The 19,111-nt window shown below is 41.2% G+C and carries 16 protein-coding genes and 1 pseudogene; 15 read left to right on the forward strand and 2 right to left on the reverse strand.

Annotation, left to right across the window (positions count from 1 at the left end):
- Nucleotides 1–71: 71 nt before the first annotated feature.
- The 7 genes from MKY17_RS04215 to MKY17_RS04245 all read left to right on the forward strand — a co-directional run bounded on the left by MKY17_RS04215 (nucleotide 72) and on the right by MKY17_RS04245 (nucleotide 8,803).
- Nucleotides 72–1,154, forward strand: coding sequence for a ring-hydroxylating oxygenase subunit alpha (locus MKY17_RS04215; RefSeq protein ID WP_098370943.1), 1,083 nt, complete (start codon nucleotides 72–74; stop codon nucleotides 1,152–1,154).
- Nucleotides 1,147–2,598, forward strand: coding sequence for an aldehyde dehydrogenase family protein (locus tag MKY17_RS04220; RefSeq protein ID WP_098370893.1), 1,452 nt, complete (start codon nucleotides 1,147–1,149; stop codon nucleotides 2,596–2,598). The genes MKY17_RS04215 and MKY17_RS04220 overlap by 8 nt, the downstream gene beginning before the upstream one ends.
- Before the next feature lie 18 nt (nucleotides 2,599–2,616).
- On the forward strand, nucleotides 2,617–3,699 hold the full coding sequence (locus MKY17_RS04225) for a tartrate dehydrogenase (protein WP_098370894.1): 1,083 nt from the start codon (nucleotides 2,617–2,619) through the stop codon (nucleotides 3,697–3,699).
- Nucleotides 3,700–3,917: 218 nt separating this feature from the next.
- Nucleotides 3,918–5,678 (forward strand): CocE/NonD family hydrolase, encoded by a 1,761-nt coding sequence (locus MKY17_RS04230; protein ID WP_098370895.1) that lies wholly within the window; start codon nucleotides 3,918–3,920, stop codon nucleotides 5,676–5,678.
- A 546-nt stretch (nucleotides 5,679–6,224) separates the two neighbouring features.
- A complete protein-coding gene (locus MKY17_RS04235) occupies nucleotides 6,225–6,413 on the forward strand; it encodes a DUF3311 domain-containing protein (RefSeq protein ID WP_089363537.1) in 189 nt (62 codons plus the stop codon).
- Nucleotides 6,410–7,894 carry a sodium:solute symporter gene (locus tag MKY17_RS04240; protein ID WP_098370896.1) on the forward strand — a complete coding sequence of 495 codons (1,485 nt, stop codon included), beginning with the start codon at nucleotides 6,410–6,412 and terminating at the stop codon, nucleotides 7,892–7,894. Before MKY17_RS04235 ends, MKY17_RS04240 begins: the two co-directional genes overlap by 4 nt.
- Before the next feature lie 213 nt (nucleotides 7,895–8,107).
- Complete coding sequence (locus MKY17_RS04245; RefSeq protein ID WP_098370897.1) at nucleotides 8,108–8,803, forward strand: YjjG family noncanonical pyrimidine nucleotidase; 696 nt, start codon at nucleotides 8,108–8,110, stop codon at nucleotides 8,801–8,803.
- An 88-nt stretch (nucleotides 8,804–8,891) separates the two neighbouring features.
- Here MKY17_RS04245 and MKY17_RS04250 read toward each other — a convergent pair whose 3' ends face one another.
- Nucleotides 8,892–10,190, reverse strand: coding sequence for an MFS transporter (locus tag MKY17_RS04250; protein WP_098370898.1), 1,299 nt, complete (start codon nucleotides 10,188–10,190; stop codon nucleotides 8,892–8,894).
- 450 nt (nucleotides 10,191–10,640) lie between these two features.
- Here MKY17_RS04250 and MKY17_RS04255 point away from each other — a divergent pair, with 450 nt between their 5' ends.
- The 4 genes and pseudogenes from MKY17_RS04255 (at nucleotide 10,641) to MKY17_RS04270 (ending at nucleotide 12,284) form a co-directional block, all read left to right on the forward strand.
- Nucleotides 10,641–10,820, forward strand: a complete 180-nt coding sequence (locus tag MKY17_RS04255; RefSeq protein WP_098370899.1) for an IDEAL domain-containing protein — start codon at nucleotides 10,641–10,643, stop codon at nucleotides 10,818–10,820.
- 289 nt (nucleotides 10,821–11,109) lie between these two features.
- On the forward strand, nucleotides 11,110–11,238 hold the full coding sequence (locus MKY17_RS04260) for a hypothetical protein (RefSeq protein ID WP_260398103.1): 129 nt from the start codon (nucleotides 11,110–11,112) through the stop codon (nucleotides 11,236–11,238).
- Nucleotides 11,239–11,359: 121 nt separating this feature from the next.
- Nucleotides 11,360–11,572 (forward strand): annotated as a pseudogene (locus MKY17_RS04265) (antibiotic biosynthesis monooxygenase); the annotation flags it as partial.
- 559 nt (nucleotides 11,573–12,131) lie between these two features.
- A complete protein-coding gene (locus tag MKY17_RS04270; protein ID WP_286176985.1) occupies nucleotides 12,132–12,284 on the forward strand; it encodes a hypothetical protein in 153 nt (50 codons plus the stop codon).
- A 594-nt stretch (nucleotides 12,285–12,878) separates the two neighbouring features.
- On the opposite strand, the gene MKY17_RS04275 is transcribed toward MKY17_RS04270, so the two are convergent.
- On the reverse strand, nucleotides 12,879–14,282 hold the full coding sequence (locus MKY17_RS04275; protein WP_286176986.1) for a sigma 54-interacting transcriptional regulator: 1,404 nt from the start codon (nucleotides 14,280–14,282) through the stop codon (nucleotides 12,879–12,881).
- A 315-nt stretch (nucleotides 14,283–14,597) separates the two neighbouring features.
- Between MKY17_RS04275 and speB the strand changes: the two genes are divergently transcribed.
- The 4 genes from speB (at nucleotide 14,598) to MKY17_RS04295 (ending at nucleotide 19,003) form a co-directional block, all read left to right on the forward strand.
- A complete protein-coding gene (speB, locus tag MKY17_RS04280; protein ID WP_098370900.1) occupies nucleotides 14,598–15,596 on the forward strand; it encodes an agmatinase in 999 nt (332 codons plus the stop codon).
- Between the two features lie 100 nt (nucleotides 15,597–15,696).
- Complete coding sequence (locus tag MKY17_RS04285; protein ID WP_098370901.1) at nucleotides 15,697–17,118, forward strand: sodium:solute symporter; 1,422 nt, start codon at nucleotides 15,697–15,699, stop codon at nucleotides 17,116–17,118.
- A 44-nt stretch (nucleotides 17,119–17,162) separates the two neighbouring features.
- Complete coding sequence (locus tag MKY17_RS04290) at nucleotides 17,163–17,924, forward strand: class II aldolase/adducin family protein (protein WP_098370902.1); 762 nt, start codon at nucleotides 17,163–17,165, stop codon at nucleotides 17,922–17,924.
- 89 nt (nucleotides 17,925–18,013) lie between these two features.
- Nucleotides 18,014–19,003 carry a D-2-hydroxyacid dehydrogenase gene (locus tag MKY17_RS04295; protein WP_098370903.1) on the forward strand — a complete coding sequence of 330 codons (990 nt, stop codon included), beginning with the start codon at nucleotides 18,014–18,016 and terminating at the stop codon, nucleotides 19,001–19,003.
- Nucleotides 19,004–19,111: the final 108 nt, after the last annotated feature.

Here is a 19,111-nt window from a genome sequence, read left to right on the forward strand (position 1 = left end):
TAAAAAATATCAAATTTTAATAGCTAGTATGGCAGGGATGCTAGTAATCATTTTTTAGGGGGAAATGAATGATGGCTTATAACAAGGTGGAAAATGTAACAAATCGTACATTTGAGAGAACATTGACATATGACAAATACACGGATCCGAAAGTTCTCGAAAAGGAAATCGATCTAGTATTCTCTAAATCTTGGCAGCTTGTGGGTCATGTCAGCCAATTGGAAAAAGTGGGATCATTCTTTACGACAGAAGTAGCCAACGAGCCGATCATAGTGAACCGCGGCCAGGATGAGGAGATTCGCGCTTTTTATAACGTTTGTCCGCATCGTGCCACTAAGCTTGAAAAAAGTGAATCAGGCAAGAAGAAAATTTTACAATGCAGTTATCATGGTTGGACATTCAAATTGGATGGGAAATTGAACAAAGCGCCGAATTTTAAAGGAGAAGATGAAGCCTGTGTACAAGATGCCTGTTTACGCTCCGTTCGCATGGAAATCTTGGAATCTTTAATTTTTGTAAACTTGGATGATAATGCAAAACCGCTTAGCGAATCCTACGGCGATTTCTTTGACCGTTTAAGTAAATATCCGTTTTTAAGTGAGTTAAAAAGAACAAGTCAAAAAACGAGGGTGATTAAGGCAAACTGGAAAGCGTTCATAGATAACTATTTAGAATGTGACCATTGCCATGTAGCACATCCAAGCTTTGTTGCAGCGCTCGATATGGATGATTACCAAATCATTACCTGCGATAACTATTCACTGCAGGGTTCGATCGTTAAACCGGATAAAAATTACGGAACGGTCGATTTAAATCAGGCGGAAATGCAGGGTGGATCCTTTTTCTGGCTGTGGCCTAACTTGATGTTGACCATCTATCCAGGTCCCGGAAATATGGCAACCATTCAAATGGTTCCGATTGATCACGAAACGACTTTGGCTGTTTACACATATTATTTCCGCGATGAGAATTTGACTCAGGAAGAGAAAGATCTTGTTACGTTTGCTGAACAAGTCCGACAAGAGGATGTGGAACTTGTAGAGCTGGAACAAATCGGTTTCCGCTCCCGTGCTTTTAACAAAGGTAGGTATTCTTCTTCAGAAAAAGCAATTGTTCAATTTCATGAAATGGTATTGGAGGCCCTAAATGAGTAAATTAGCGAATCAATTTAAATCGATGAAACAATTTCTGATGATCAATGGCGAAAAAGTCGAAACGGAAAGCTATGCCCCGCTATATTCCCCTTTTTCCGGGGAAGAAATCGCCCAAATTGCCATGGCGGATAAAGAGCTGACCGAAAAGGCGATTGCAGCCGCCTACAATGCTCGCGAGGTCATGGCAAAAATGCCAGCTTATCAAAGGGCGGATATTTTGGAGAAGGCTGTCGCGTTATTAATGGAGAATGCGGAAGAAGCGGCAGAAATCATTTCCCGTGAATCAGCCAAACCGATCATGTTCGCAAAAGCGGAAGTTGGAAGGACCATCGAAACGTATAAGTTCTCGGCTGAAGAGGCTAAAAGGATTCACGGTGAAACAATTCCTTTTGATGCAGCCATAGGCGGTGTTGGCCGAATTGGTTACACGTTAAGAGAGCCGATCGGGGTCATTGGTGCCATCACCCCATTTAACTTCCCGATGAATTTAGTGGCTCATAAAGTCGGACCGGCAATAGCTGCAGGGAACACCATTGTTTTGAAGCCTGCTTCGCAAACTCCGCTGTCCGCACTTTTCATCGCAGAAATTTTTGAAAAAGCGGGTCTGCCGGCTGGCGTATTAAATGTAGTGACAGGTCCGGGCGGCACTGTCGGAGAAGCGATTGTAGAAAACGATCGGGTAAGCATGATCACATTCACGGGCAGCCCAAGCGTCGGAATCGGAATCCGCAACAAAGCTGGTCTGAAAAAGACCACACTTGAACTTGGCTCGAACTCGGCTTTAATCATTGATAAAGATATAGATATCGATAAAATTATCGATCGTTGCATCATGGGTGCCTTCTCCAATCAGGGGCAAGTCTGTATTTCTTTGCAACGTGTATATGCACATGAAGAAGTGTATGAAGAGTTTGTCGAAAAATTCACTGCTGCGGCCAAAAAACTTAGAATTGGCGATCCATTGGATCCGGATACTTATATTTCCGCCTTAATCTCCAAAGGGGAAGCAGCACGTGTATTGGGCTGGATTGAGGAAACTAAAAGCAGTAAGGCAACGATCGCAGCAGGGGGGAAATTGCAAGGTGACATTCTTGAGCCGACAATCATTACAGATGCGGATCATACGCTAAAAGTTTCATGCCAGGAAGCATTTGCTCCGGTTGTCATTGTAAATAAAGTGGGTTCAGTGAAGGAAGCGATTGATCAAGTGAATGATTCCCGCTTTGGCTTGCAGGCCGGGATATACACAAACAATGTGAAAAACGCATTGTACGCATCAAGGGAATTGCATGTAGGCGGTGTGATCATCAATGATGTGCCGACCTATCGTGTCGATCAAATGCCATACGGCGGAGTCAAAGAAAGCGGGACTGGTCGTGAAGGCATTAAATACGCTGTGGAAGAAATGACCGAAATGAAATTGGTCGTTTGGAACCAAGACTGAAAATCGAGGAGATCATTTATGAAACAATTCAAAATTGCGGTCATAGCAGGAGATGGCATTGGCCCTGAAGTGATTAATGAAGGCATAAAAGTATTAAAAAAAGTGGCTGAACTGGATTCAGGTTTTCAATTGGATTTCACATACTTCCCATGGGGCTGCGAATTTTATGCCGAAAATGGTAGAATGATGGATGATGATGGGATCGAAAAGCTGAAAGCGTTTGACGCGATTTATTTGGGAGCGGTCGGGTTTCCGGGCGTTCCAGACCATATTTCACTATGGGAGCTATTATTGAAAATCCGTAAAAGTTTTGATCAGTATGTCAATATCCGGCCCGTGACATTATTAAAAGGGGCTCACTTGCCTCTTGTTGATGTGAAACGTGAAGATATTGATATGCTGTTCATCCGCGAAAACAGTGAAGGTGAATATTCTGGCGCAGGAGATTGGCTGTTTAAAGGGCAGGAACATGAAGTTGTTCTGCAAAACGGTGTGTTTTCCCGTAAAGGGACGGAAAGGATCATCCGATATGCTTTTGAAACCGCGAAAAAAGAAGGCAGATCGCTCACGAGCATTTCTAAAGCCAACGCCCTGAATTATTCGATGGTTTTCTGGGATCAAGTATTCGAAGAGGTCAGCAGGGAATATCCCGAAGTCGAAACGGCTTCATATCTTGTCGACGCAGCGGCAATGCTGATGATCAAAGACCCGAAGCGCTTTGAGGTCGTTGTCACTTCGAACCTGTTCGGTGATATTTTAACAGACTTAGGAGCAGCGCTTGCCGGAGGAATCGGCCTTGCTGCCGGTGCCAACATTAATCCTGAAAGGGAATTTCCATCGATGTTCGAACCAATTCACGGCTCAGCTCCTGACATTGCAGGCAGGGGTATCGGAAATCCGCTTGCCTCCATTTGGTCAGCAAGCCAAATGCTCGACTTTTTTGGCTATGAATCACATGGTAAGGTTGTTCTTGATGCAATTGAGCAACTGTTGCTGGAAGCCCGGGTGCTCACACCCGATATGAATGGCACGGCATCTACTTCCGAAGTGGGGGACCGGGTAACGGATATCATCGAGTCAATCATTTTATCCAAGGTCTGACGTGAATTGATAAAGGATCATTCAATATACTTGAATGGTCATCGGAATATAATGATGCATCCAAGTGTTAAGCCAATCGTTTATAAAAAAGGAAGAGGCCAAGGCTTGGAAAGAAAAGCACTTGGTCTCTTTGTTTTTACGAAAGGAACACAGAATGGGGATCATTAATTCAAAGTCAAAAGTAACTCAAAACAATGGTATAGCTAAGAGGAGCGGTTATGATGAAAAAAGTTGAAATAGTTGTCGAAAAAAATGTGCCATGCACGATGAGGGACGGCACCGTACTTTATGCGGATGTATACAGACCTAATTTGACTGGGCATTTTCCGGTGTTATTGACCAGGCTTCCGTACAGTAAGGACTTACCCCTCTATTCCCATCGTTATTTGGACACCCATCGGCTTGTAGAAAATGGGTTCGTTGTCATCATACAGGATGTGAGAGGAAGATTTCAGTCAGAAGGAGAATTCCGGCCATTCAGCCAGGAAGCAGATGATGGATACGACACAGTGGAATGGGCGGCTTCACTCTCGTATTCTACGGGAAAAGTGGGCATGTTTGGCCTATCCTATTATGGATACACGCAGCTGCTTGCAGCAGAAAAAAAACCTCCACACTTAATCGCCATTTTTCCAGCAATGACGCTGAATGACCAAAGAAATGGAACGGTTTATCGTAATGGGGCTTTTGCTCTCGGCCTTTTTGAAACGTGGACATTGGAATCGATTATGCCTGATTTGCTGAAGCGGAAGTATGAAAAAAATAAGGAAATGACTTCAGAATTTCGAATGCTTGCTGACTCCCTCAACAATATTGAGGAATTGTATGCATATGCACCTATTAATGATTGGCCGCCATTAAAGGTTCTGGACGAAGATAACTTTTTCTTTGAACATTTGAATCACCCAATCGAAGACGAAACTTATTGGCAGAATTCAAGTATTACTGGGAGATTTGATAGGATACAGCTGCCTGCTTTTCATTTGGGCGGTTGGTATGATTGTTTTATCGGCCCTACTCTGGAAAACTACGTGGAAATGAACAAAGTGAATGGCCAACTAAGCAATACTCAAAAACTAATTGTTGGTCCATGGAGCCATGGCCTTTTTTCCTCGGTCCAAGGTGAACGCTCTTTTGGAGTGCACGCGTCCGGGGATTGGATTAACCTTGAAGAAGATATTACCACCCTTCATATTCGCTGGTTTAATCACTGGCTGAAAGGCATCGAAAATGGTATTGAGAAGGAAGCGCCCGTGAAAATATTTGTGATGGGGATTAATGTATGGCGTGATGAAATGGAATGGCCACTTGAACGGACTGAATATACGAGTTATTATTTGCACAGTAATGGAAAAGCGAATACGAAAACAGGTGATGGGCGCTTAAGCAGAAATGAGCAGGAGGGTGAAAAGACGGATTCATATATATATGATCCCCAAAACCCTGTACCGACAAAGGGTGGAGCTACACTTTTTTCCGGCCCACTTACAATGGGGCCATATGATCAGAGCGAAATCGAAAAGCGGAACGACGTGCTTGTTTATACTTCTGAGCCATTGAAAGAAGCACTTGAAGTAACAGGTCCGGTTAAAGTGAAGTTGTTTGCATCAACTGACGCAGCGGACACTGATTTTACTGCAAAGCTTGTGGATGAATCACCGGATGGCACAGCGCTTATTTTAACCGAGGGAATCGTCAACGCAAAATACCGGAACGGCCATCGAGCTGAAAAAGAACTGGATGGGGAAATCGTTGAATACGAAATTAACTTGTGGGCTACAAGCAATGTATTTCTTCCAGGTCATCGAATCTTGCTTGAAATTTCATCGAGCAGTTTCCCGCAATATGCCCCCAACCCGAATATAGGGAAATCAATGATTGAAAGCAGTGAAACAAAAACGGCCAGACAAACGATTTATCATAGCAGGGAATTTCCTTCTCACATTCTATTGCCAATCATTCCTACAAGTGAAAAATGATTATAAATGCAGGGAGGAGACTTCCTTATGTTTGGTTTTCAACATTGTCACCTGTTTAATGAGTTAAAAACAGTTCAGGTGAGGTGATTAAAACTCAGGAATCAGATGATCAATATTAAAAAACAAAATTGTAAGGCCATTGGGATTCTTAAATCACTAGTATTAAAAGAGTTATAGGTGAATGGTCATGAATAAAAGCGATTGGCATAACTCTTGCAAATAATAAAAGGAAGGGGGGATAAAGTTCATCCATTATAATAGATTCCAGGCATAAGGAAATGACATAACAGATGATGCATAATTTTGTCTCTTATGCTAAATGTAAGCCAGGGAAAAGGTGATTACACTGGAATCCGACCTGCAACCTTAATTAGAGAGAAAATGATAATAGCAGTTTGAAAATTTGTAATATTGTTTCTTTTTTTGAGGTTAGTAGTGAAGCTACTGCCATTGTGAAGGTGGTTAAGGAACAAGGTGCATAACCCATTTTTTTAAGCGCTTTCACAGTCGTTTCATTAACAGATTTATTAAGAGGGGGACTTCAATTTGAAGAAAATCATTGTGCTGCTCAGCGTCATACCCGCGATTGGCTCATTATCCGTGATTAACCGTGTGGAGCCATATATATTCGGTTTGCCTTTCATTATCTTTTGGTCCACAGCCTGGCTTATTTTGACATCCATCTGCCTTTATATTAGCAGTGTGATCTGTGATAGACAGGAGGAGAATAAATGAACAGTTCCATATTAATCATCATCATGACTCTTGTTTTGGCTTTTTACTTAGGTATCCGCGCAAAAAAGGGGCGCGAAATGAAGCTTGACCAGTGGGCAGTCGGGGGGAGGAACTTCGGTTCTTTAATCATGTTCGTTCTGATGGCAGGAGAGATGTTTTCGACTTTTGTGTTTCTTGGCGCCAGCGGAGCGGCATACCGTATGGGCGGTCCCACTATCTATATATTTTGTGCTCTTACTTACATCGTTCCTTTCTGGATTTTACCCCCTATTTGGCGCTATGCAAAAAAACATAATGTGCTGACGCAATCTGACTTTTTCACAAAAAAGTATAATAGTAAGCCATTGGGACTTCTGGTTGCTGTTATCGGGGTCCTATCAATGATTCCCTATATCGTATTACAATTAAAAGGCTTTCAAATCATCGTTTCCGAAGCATCATATGGATTGATTCCCCCAACGGTTGCTGTTTGGATCGGAATGCTCTGCGTAACTGTTTTTGTATATGTGTCAGGTATTCATGGTTCGGCCTGGACGGCAGTATTGAAAGATATCCTCATTCTTGTCGTAATTGTGTTTTTGGGCATTTATTTGCCAATACATTACTTCGGTGGAATACAACCAATGTTCGAAACTCTTGAAGCAACAAAACCGGGATTCTTATTGCTTCCGGATGAAGGGTTTAGCATCTCTTGGTATATTTCCCTTTGCCTGACCATCGCATTGGGCCAATATATGTGGCCGCATTGCTTTGGAGCGAGTTTATCTTCCCAAAACGAATCGGCTCTCAGGAAAAACTCTGCCATTTTACCTCTGTATCAAATCATTCTGGTTTTCATTCTTTTTATCGGTTTTACGGCGGTTTTGCAGATACCGAATCTACAAGGCGGAGATACCGACCTTGCCTTATTTAAAATCGCGAAAGATGCTTTCCCGCCCTGGATTGTTGGCGTAGTCGGAGCAGCAGGCATGCTTGCAGCCCTTGTACCATGCTCGATGTTAATTTTGACGGCAGCCACGATTTTATCAAAGAATATTTATAAAGCCGTTAAGCCTGACACATCGAATGAACAGCTTGCCAAACTAACCCGTATATTTGTTCCAATCGTATCATTGGTCTCCTTAATCTTTACATTCTATGGAGGTAATACGATGATTGCGTTACTGACCATGGCTTACAGTTTTGTCCTGCAGCTTTTCCCGCCTTTAGTATTCAGCTTGCTTAAGAGAAATCCAGTAAGTAAAGCGGGGGCCTCTGCAGGAATGATTTTAGGGGTGGTGTTGGTCGCTTACTTTACTCTGGCAGAGGCAACAATGGCCACTTTATTACCGAAGGCACCACATTTCATACAGGATCTTGATATAGGGATCGTCGCCATTACCTTTAACCTTATCGTCATGCTGGCTGTTAGTGCTTTTACAAGAAAAGACCAACAAATGGTTCAGGAAGAAGAGCCGGTTAAACGAATAATCACTTCTTGATCAATGGAAGCGTGGTATTGGAAACCGTCCTATTCGCCTTAACTTCTATGACTATCGATAAAGAATTGGGGTGCGTCTTCTATAAAGAACCATACAAAAAAGGATAGCCTTTAAAAGCTATCCTTTTTGTAGTTTTCAACCATGAATTTGCATAATTAATACGTAACTAAAGGAAATGTGTTAAGTTGGACTAAAATGATTATGGAGGCAGCGATGAAATACGAGATTATCTTATTTGATGTTGATGATACATTGCTAGACTTTGGGATATCGGAAAAAAAAGCACTGCATGAAGTCTTCTTGGAGTTCGGTTTGCCCACAGGGGCGGAGGATTATGCGGGATGCTACCAAGAAATCAGCCAGGTATTATGGAGGGACTTGGAACAGGGGCGTATTGATTTAACAAATCTGGGAGTGGAAAGGTTCAAGCGATTGTTCCTGAAGCATGGGCTTGATATCGATGCGGATGCGTTCAGCGGTGCGTACCTTGGACATTTGGGAAAGGAAATACATCTTCTGCCCGGGGCTTTAGAGGTTTGTGAGAAGCTTGGAGGATGCCGGCTGGCTATTATAACAAATGGCTTCACAACAGTGCAGACAGCAAGAATCGGGGGGTCACCCCTTTGCAATACCTTTGAGACTTTGATAATTTCACAAGAGGCTGGGTTTCAGAAGCCTGATAGAGGGATTTTTGATTATGCATTTTCCAAGTTAAAGATCACGGATATATCGAAAGCGTTGATGGTGGGTGACTCCTTGACATCAGATATACAGGGCGGTTTGAATTATGGAATGGATACATGCTGGTACAATCCCCATCAAAAGGATAATAATCTGGGAATCAAGCCCACATATGAAATCCGGACGCTTTCTGATCTTTTGGATATTGTAGGAAGCAAGGAAGTATAGCGAGGTATATGCATTCAAAATAACAGAGGCCGCTCGTCCGTGATAGGACGTGCAGCCTCTGTTATTACTCATGCCAGAGATTTTATAATCAGTTCAAATCCAGCTCATGTGGTTTGAGTGTTTTATCCTTTTCCATCCTTCTGCTGAAATGCGGTGATAATATACAAAGCGCCAGGGAAATTGCGAGACCTGCCATCATGAATCCGCCAAATACCAAAGGGGATGGGCCATATGATTCAGCCATGGCAGTCCAGATGAGCGGACCGAAACCTGCAATGGCTGCCGCGACCTGATAACCGACAGATAATCCAGTATAACGGACCTTGGCTGGAAAGAGCTCTGAGAATAATGTCCCTTGTGTAGAAAAAATGGCTCCCCAGATGACGCCGAGTACAACTGCCTGCATAATGTAGAACCAGCCAACCCCACGCCCAATCATTGTGAAATATGGGATGGCCAAGACGAAAAGGAGAATCAGGCCCCCAAAATAGATGATTTTTCGATTGATGAAATCTGAAATGTAACCAATGACAGGAATGGTAATTAGCATTGTAGCGCAGCCAATCGTTAAACCGGTAAGGGCTGAATCTTTGGAATAACCAAAATACAGTGTAGTAAAGACGAGAACATAGGACATGATGAATACATTGAAGAACCCGTCCCCAATTTTTAGTCCGATCACTTGCAGCACACTTCTCCAATCGTGTTTCAACGTTTCAATAATGGGAACCTTCGCAAGATCACCGCTATCTTTCTGCTGCTGGAACTCCGGCGTTTCTTCAATGCCACTCCTTACCCAGATTGCCAATGCGATCAGAACACCGCTTAAAAGAAATGGAATCCGCCAACCCCAAGCTAAAAATTGGGCATCGGTTGTCAAGGAACTGATAAGGGTTAGGCTGAATGAACCGGCAACCAAACCGATGGGGACCCCTAGTTGGGGAATGGATCCATATAACCCACGGACACCCTTTGGAGCAGATTCCGTTGCCAATAGGATGGCTCCGCCCCATTCACCTCCCAAGGAAATTCCTTGAATCAACCTCAGCACCACCAAGATGGCGGGGGCGGCCAACCCAACCTGGGTATAAGTGGGAAGAACACCGATAAGCATTGAACTCCCTCCCATACCAATAAGGGTGAACATGAGTGCTGCCTTTCGTCCGATGCGATCACCCATATGGCCGAATAGGATACTTCCGATTGGCCGGGCAGCGTAACCAGCCCCGAAAGTGACAAAGGCGAGAAGAAGTGAAATCGCAGGATCATGATTGGGAAAGAATAGAGTTGTAAAAACTAGGCCTGTTGCTGTCCCGTATAAATAGAAATCATACCACTCAATAACGGAACCAGCTAAACTAGCGAAAAGAACGCGACTTTTTTTCATGGAAATGCTCCTTTAATGCGTAGTATTTCATCAAAATTGTTTACAGCAATAAATAAAGCTGAAATGAACAATAATGATGCTTAAGGAATATAAGTAAAAAAATGGATTATTTAGATTATTTTAGAGGGCCTTTCCATACCGGTCAATATATTTCTGATTTTTCTGAAAAAATGAAGCGAATAACATAGCTCTCATCACCTGTATTGGAATATAATTCGTTCTAAAGTAATGGGAATAATGATTTAATCTTCCCGGATAAAATGAAAAAGTCTTAACTAAGGTGGAGAATTAAACTCAAAACATTTAGAATTTTTTATGTATAGAAGAGTGGCAAAGTGGAAATCATGTGGATAAGGAAATGAAAAAGAGGAAAGGATAAGATTTAAAGAAATAATAATAATCTCCAAGTTATTTAGTATAATAGAAAAAAGGTTAAGGAGTTGGTTTCGTATGGAGAAGCAATTGCCAGGAACATCGCTTGAACCTGAAGAGATGGCTGAAATGGTTTTAAAAAAGGCCCTTAGTGATTACCGGAGAGCACAAATCGAAAAAGAAATCGATGACTCATTAAGAAATCGTGATAAGGAAGAGTTCCTTCGTTTAACTGAAATATTGAAGGGCATTTCATGAAATTTCATACACTGTGAACAAGACAAGTAGTAATGATATTGAAAGTACACCTAAAAGCCAGCACTGCTTGATAATTTAAATATGATGAAGATGAAGCTTTATATAACTGGAACATTCTAATTAAATAGCAATCTATAGTATTATAATATTTTACATTGTAAGCGCTTTCTTGTATAATCAAATAAAGAAAACGATGGAGAGTAGATGTAAGTGGACTAATGGCGGGATACACAGGTATTAGTGACTGAAATGTTCATGCACCGGGATAATACTAAAAGGGGGAAAAGATATGAAAAAGGATGGAGTGTCGTTAATTGAATTTGTTCAGGATGATCGATTTGAACTGAGCTCCTATATTACTTCTTTATTTAACAAACTTAATGACTATGTTCCCAAAAGTCTTAAAGATAAAAGGTGAATGACAATAAAAAATGGGTCAGGAAGATCTGCATGACTTTCTGATTCATTTTTTATTTTGTTTTTGGGATTTAGAGTTCTGAGGCCCCAAGTCAAAGGCGCAATAATTGATAATGAGCATCGTTATCGACTAGGTGAAAAAAGTGCGACGCGGCGATGAAGAGGTCATCATTATGATCAATTGGGAGTCGGAGGCGCATTGGAAGCAGTGGGAAAAGAGTGAAGCCCATATCGCAGGCCATAAAGCAAACCTTGGGAAACCAAAGCCTGAATATATCGTCAGTTCGGAAGGATCATTATATGAAGTGAAGGCTATTAAAAAGGCAGTGAAATAACTTACTATCCTTTTTTTTAGATTCCGTACATTAGAAAAGTTAAGTTACTGGGTGGAATATCACATTTCTCAACTATCGTGTCGCATAGGGATGCGGAATGGTGGCCGTTCACATACAATAGCTTACCTTCACTAAAAATTCAGGCTCCCATTATGGGTGCCTCTTTTTGTTGATGGAATCATCTCAAAATAGGTTTATGTTATTCCTAATCTGCTGATATAGTAAAATATTTTTTTAGAATGGTGTCTTTGATGGAAAAGTGAAGAGTGGGAGAGCAGGAAGGTCGTTTAGTATGTTAATATTTATGAACTAATAAGTGGTTTAGTTCTAAGGATGGCTAGGATTCCTAAGATAAAATCAATTAAGTTTAGAAATATTAATATTTAAAAATACCATTAAGATGTCTTTAAAGTAGTGGTTAGTTTATCTGAAACCAAGACCGGTCCCAGTTGGGATTTGATTACGATTCGTGCGCCAGGTTAGGTGTTCACCTTTTTCTTCAGGTGGAACCCCTGAAAGAAATGAAATCGATTTTATTTGACGACGATCCTTATATTGCTTGATGGTCAAAAAAAATACTAAAAAGGCAACGAACCTATTGCTGACATTAATGAAAGGCGGAACCATTGAAAAGAAAAAATTCGTTCTGGAAGATGAGTTGATCATCCGCGAATCTTGCGGTTCCAAATTGGAAAAAAGCTTGAATGCATAAAATGTTTGACAAGATTGCTATGTTAGTAATTGAAGGCTTCCATTTATGGGAGCCTTTTTGCATGTCGACTAAGATGTGAAAAAACCCATTTTTGGGGAAACATACAAGGATGAATTTTTCAGTATGAATTATTGAGTCTATAAAGCAGAGAAACAACCGGAGTTACAGGAGCGATAGGAATAACAGGTGAAACCGGTCCAACAGGAATAGTGGGGGCAACCGGTTTCCGCTTATGAGTAACAAAAATTCAGGGTCATTCACAGTGAATGGAACCAACACTGTGTTTACCGTTCCTGTGAATGGTCGCTAACAGGTGTTGCAGAAGCTTCACTGACTATCATTCGTTTAATTAATGTAAACTTTAACCGTAATAATATGGAAACGTAAATGATATTTGTGAATCCCATTCATCTTGAATGTGGACTTTTTTTGATTGAATGTTTAGGGCTTTTTAATTGGCCTTATTTCCGATTCAAAGTTTTCACTTTGAATTGCCGGCATATAAGGTTTCAAAAAGCGCCCTTAGCTTGAATTCATTTATGACTAAAGGTTAAGGACCATTCAAGGTCAGCAGGGATTCTAGTCCAGATGAAATTACAAATACTTTTTGTATTTCTTTAATTTATAGATGACTGTTGGCTGGCTGATGCCCAAATGTTCTGCCATTTCGTATGTGGTTTTACATTTTTCCCATGCTTTTGCAATCAGTTGCCTTTCAACCTTTTCCAGTGTCTTCTTTAAATCGAAATTCTCTTTACAATCCTGTTCGATTGCAAGGAAGTTGGAGTCTTCAGGCTGTTCAATTTGCCCTGTGATGGATTGCGGAAGGTGTTCGGGAAATATAATTGGTTCTTCGATGGTCAGGATCAACCGTTCAATTAAGTTTTCTAATTCCCGTATATTTCCGGGCCAATGATAATGAGTCAAAACTTCATAACTCGATGGATGGATTTTTTTGAATTTCTGGTATTTATCACTGGTTTTCTGTAAGTAATGCTGAATTAAGAGAGGGATATCTTCTTTACGTTCATGTAATGCCGGAATTTGGATGGGAATCACATTCAAACGATAAAATAAGTCCAATCTAAACTTACCTTGACTTACCATCTCCTTCAAATCTTGATTAGTTGCTGCAACCAGGCGGAAGTTAATATGGTTTTCTTTTTTTCCACCGATGCGCTTTATCTTTTTTTCCTGTAATACTTTCAGTAATTTAGCTTGCATGGCAAGTGGGAGTTCCCCGATTTCATCCAAGAAAAGAGTTCCGCTGTCAGCCTGCTCAATCAGGCCTTGCCTCCCTTGTTTATTTGCCCCTGTAAATGATCCCGGCTCATAGCCAAATATTTCCGATTCAAACAAGCTATCAGGTATCGTACTGCAATTCACTTCGATAAAAGGTTCTTTCTTTCGGTTGCTTTGGTCATGAACAGCACGGGCAAAAGTGCTTTTCCCTACCCCGGAAGGTCCTAATAAGAGAATCGTGGCATCGGTTTTTGCAACATTATGGATCGTTTTTAAAATATGCTTCGTTTCATTACTTCTAGCAATCAAATAATGGTAATCCAGTTCCTTTTCTCTTAAATCCTCGACTTCCGTTTGATAGCCTTTTACTTTTCGTTGTAATTGTTCAAATTGATCCTGCAATTGCAGGATCTCGGTTTGATCCTGACCATAGCTGATTACCCTAACGAGTAGTCCTTCCTTATTAAAAATGGGATAGCCAGTCGACATGACAACATGACCCGTTTTCGTTTCCTGCATTATGCGCTTCGCTTTCTTTTCTTTTAAAACAATCGCATTGATGGAAGGTGTGAGAAGGCCCTCGCTTTCTAATTGATAGACGGAGGTACCGATATAAGAGTCACTTTCCATACCATAAATCTCCCAAAGCTTTGGGTTGGAATATAAAATGATTCCATCTTGATCGGTAATGAGAATGTTATTATTCGATGTTTCAATAATCTTATTTAGTTCTTCCTCCAGCATGTCGTCGTACATACATTCCGCTCCTTTCGGTTTTGGGATGCTGTTTAATTAAAATATAAATCAAATAGTCTAAATAATCAAAAATTAAATCAAAAAACAAGAAAATGATTAAGTTTTTAATCATTTGATGAAACAAAATAATGAAAAGCCTTATATACCGCAGCGAAATAGTTGGCCTGAATCTTGCTTAAGTAAAAGGTAAGAAGAGAATTTCCAAACAAGGTGTTGTATATGTCCATTCTATTTGGATGGAAGTTTGTATGGCATCTGCCATTGCAGTGGAGTGAAAAATAATAATAGCAGAATTAGAATTTAGGAGGATGTTACATGATGAAGTATCAACCGAAAGACTCATTCAAATCACCCCGTTTTTGTGGAGTGCGTACGTTTATGAGGCTCCCATTTGTTGAACGGGTAGATGAACATATGGATTTTGTCATTACGGGAATTCCATTTGATTCCGGGCAATCATTTAGAACGGGTGCGAGATTCGGACCAGAAGCCATTCGCGATTTTTCCATCCTTTTACGCCCTTATAATCCAGAACAAGATATTAATATTTTTGATTACATATCAGGGATTGATTATGGGGATATTCCGATCATTCCGGGCTATATTTCAGAAACGTATAAAAAGATCGAGGAAGAGCTTACTCCTGTCATTGAAAAAGGGATCATTCCCATTTCATTAGGGGGCGATCATTCTATCACTCTAGGGGAGCTGCGTGCAATCGTAAAAAAACATGGACCGGTTGCCCTGCTTCAATTCGATGCTCACTCAGATACTTGGGATAGTTATTTCGATCAAAAGTACAATCATGGCACCGTTTTTCGCCGCGCAATAGAAGAGGGTCTCATCGATGTATCGCGATCTCTCCAAATTGGTATGAGGGGTGGTCTTTACGGGCCGGAAGACCTTCAGGATGCTCGGGATTTAGGCTTGGGTGTTTATACGACGAACGATTATAAACGAATCGGCGTCGAAAAAATGCTAGAGGTCATTCACGAGCGAGTTGCTGACGGGCCTGTCTTTTTATCTTTTGATATTGATTTTTTAGATCCCGTTTATGCACCTGGAACGGGGACACCGGAAGTTTCAGGGGCCAGCATTGATGATGCTTTAAGCTTAGTAAGAGGATTGACGAATATAGATTTTGTCGGATTCGATCTTGTTGAGGTTTTACCTGCATATGATCATGGACAAATCACGGCTGCCGCAGCAGCTAATATTGTCTATGAATTCATCACACTCATCGCTCTCGCAAAAAAAGGGAAACTGGAGAAAAAAGAGAGAGCCGGAGATTTGGAAACACAGCTTAACAATTAATTCCTCATTTTTACTGGAAAGAAGGAAGGTATCGGTGAAATCCCTTCCTTCCCTCTTTACAAAGCGATAGAACATAAAAAGCCCAAAAGGAGATGTATAAATGCATATTTTGGATATATCGATCATGATTCTATATTTTTCTGTTTTAATCATTGTGGGAGTAATCGGATCCAAACGGGCAAAGACAGCAGATGATTTCATTGTGGCAGGACGTAATCTCGGTCATTTTATGTATTTATCCTGTTTAGCTGCTGTGATATTAGGGGGAGCTTCTACTCTAGGAACAGCAAAGTTAGGTTATCAGTTTGGGATATCCGGTATTTGGCTAGTGGTGATGATTGGGCTCGGGATTATCGCAATCGGGTTGTTTTTAACGAATAAGATCTTTGATTTAAAAGTACTGACGATCAGTGAAATGCTTGAGAAGCGTTACAATTCTCAAACCCAATTGGTAAGTGCCTTGGTCTCGGTTATCTATACATTCATGCTGACTGTAACGCAAGTGATCGGGATGGGGACGATATTACATGTTTTGGCTGGTTGGAATTTAACAGTTTCCATGATAGTCGGAGGTGGAATCGTTTTATTTTATACAATATTAGGAGGAATGTGGTCAGTCACCATGACTGATGTAGTACAATTCGTCATCATGACGGTCGGGATTTTCTTTATCATGCTCCCAATGAGTATCTCTAAGGCAGGAGGGTGGAGCTCACTTAAAGAAAATCTCCCTGCATCACATTTTGAGTTAGGCAACATTGGCGGAGAGACCATTTTTCAATATTTTTTACTTTTTACTTTAGGTGTAGTTGTTGGACAAGATATTTGGCAGCGTCTTTTTACCGCACGAACCAAAGCGGTCTCTCGTGGCGGTACGGTTGGAGCTGGAATATATAGTGTTTTTTACGCGATTGCAATAAGTATCATAGGAATGTGCGCTTTTATTATTCTTCCTAATTTAGGAGATCCACAAAATGCATTTACTAGTATAGCAATGGAAACTCTACCTGCTGGCCTATTGGGGGTTGTCATTGCAAGTGTGGCCTCAGCCCTAATGTCCACTGCTTCAGGAACATTGCTGGCTTCATCCACTTTGGTTGTTAATGACATCATTAAAAAATACATCGGCCCAGGAATGAGTGAACGACAATTTTTAAAAACATCACGGTATACTACTTTAACGATTGGTGTATTGACCATAATCGTTGCGATATGGATACAAGATATTTTAGTTGCACTGGATGTAGCTTACGCAATCTTATCCGGCGCTGTGTTCTTTCCAATCATTCTTGGCTTCTTTTGGAAGAGAGTCACGGCTAAAGCGGCATTCTACTCCATTCTAGCTAGCATGATCGTTATTATTGTTGGATTGGTCATTAAAGGACCCTCCTCCACTCAACCCATTCTATACGGACTCGCTACTAGTTTTGTCGTGATCACTACCCTTACTTTCCTTAGCCCCAATAATGAGGTAAAGCAAGATGTAAAGGAGAAAGCGGACATGGACACCCTGGCTAATTGATGGTAGGGAAAAAATGAGGAAAAAGAATCGAGGAGGAAAGAAAAATGACAAAGATAATTTCCCTGCAACCCGCGACATTCAATACACTGGAAGAAGAGCGTAATCACCGGAAAGAAAGGTTGGCAGCTTCCTTCCGTCTTTTTTCAAAGTTTGGTTTCGATGAAGGGATAGCTGGCCATATTACGGTCCGCGATCCTAAATATACAGACCATTTCTGGGTCAATCCGTTTGGGATGCATTTTAGTCAAATTTCCGTTTCCGATCTTATATTGGTTAATCATAAAGGTGATATTGTAGAGGGGGAACATTCGGTGAATGGTGCTGCCTTTGCCATTCATTCGGAAATCCATAAAGCACGACCGGATGCCATTGCAGCGGCACATGCTCATTCGGTATATGGAAAGACATGGTCTTCTTTAGGGAGACTGCTAGATCCGATTACGCAAGATGCCTGCCAATTCTATAAAGACCATGCATTGTTCGATGATTTTACTGGTGTGGTTTATGCATCTGAAGAAGGAAAACGCATCGCTAGGGCTTTAGGTCAACACAAAGCTGTCATCCTCCGCAACCATGGTCTGCTTACGGTGGGCCAATCTGCAGATTCAGCTGCTTGGTGGTTCATAACGATGGAACGTTCATGTCAAGCACAGATAATGGCTGAATCTGTAGGTAACCCGATTTTTATAGAAGAAGAGTATGCAAAGTTAACGGCAGAACAAACGGGAACGGAATATGAGGGTTGGCTGAGTTTTCAGCCTCTTTGGGACAGAATCAGAAAAGAGCAACCAGATTTCTTGAAATGATCATAAAGCACGGCATGGTATAATCGCAACGGATTGCCTTCCCATAAAAGAGGGAAAAGGGAATCGGAGGTTCTTGAGGAGGTTTTATAATGTCTGGTTCTAAGAAAATAGCACCTTCACTTTATATCAGGGTCGATATACCGGAAAAATACATCAATGAGTTTAAGGCGATTTGTTCAGAAGTTGTTGTCGAGCCATGGGAATTCGGCGAACCTGAACCACAGCCAACAGTTGATTTATCAAAGTTTGATGTCCTTTATACGCTGGGGCTTCATGATAATCTTAACATTATAAAAAAAGCTCCAAGGATTAAATGGGTCCATTCAGACAGTGCTGGGGTTGAGGCCATGCTGAATGAAGATATACAGAACAGTGATGTCATCATCACCAATGTCAAAGGCTGCACATCTGTCCCGATAGCCGAGCATACAATTGCGATGCTATCTTCGTTAGCAAGAGGCGTACCGACAATGATCAGAAATCAAATAAACAAAACCTGGGTTGAAATTCCTGTGAAAGATCTTGAAAATGCGACAGTGGGGATAATTGGGTATGGTGATATTGGCTATGAGATAGCGAAGAGATGTAAAGCACTGGGTATGACCGTTATTGGGTGCCGCCGGAATCCCTCCAAGAGGAACAAAGTATATGAACCTGCGGATTTGATAATGGGTATGGATCAAGTGGATGAGGTCCTTTCCAAGTCCGATTTTGTCGTCTTGGCACTCCCGTTTACAAAAGATACCTCATACTTTTTTAATAAAGAACGCTTAAATAAAATGAAAAAAGGCAGCTATGTAATTAATGTCGGCCGCGGTAATACGATTGTGGATGAAGATTTAATTGATTCTTTGAGCAATGGGCACATAGCAGGAGCGGCTCTAGATGTGTTTGAAGTAGAACCTTTACCTAAGGATCACCCTTTCTGGCAGCTGGAAAATGTCATGGTTTCCCCACATAATGCTTACAACTCTTCCAAATACCTAGATCGTGTGATGGAATTATTCTTGAAAAATTTAAAGCTTTTTTCTGACGGTAAACCCCTAATGAACGTTGTGGAAAAAAAACTTGGTTATTAACAGTAATCGGTCTTTTGAAAAGAAAGTTTCAACGATCAATCATAAGAATTAAGTACGAGGGCAGACCCTGATGGGTTTGCTTTTTTTGTTTAAAAGCCCCTGCTTCAT

This window comes from Peribacillus sp. FSL P2-0133 (assembly GCF_037975445.1).
Lineage (GTDB): Bacteria > Bacillota > Bacilli > Bacillales > DSM-1321 > Peribacillus > Peribacillus simplex_E.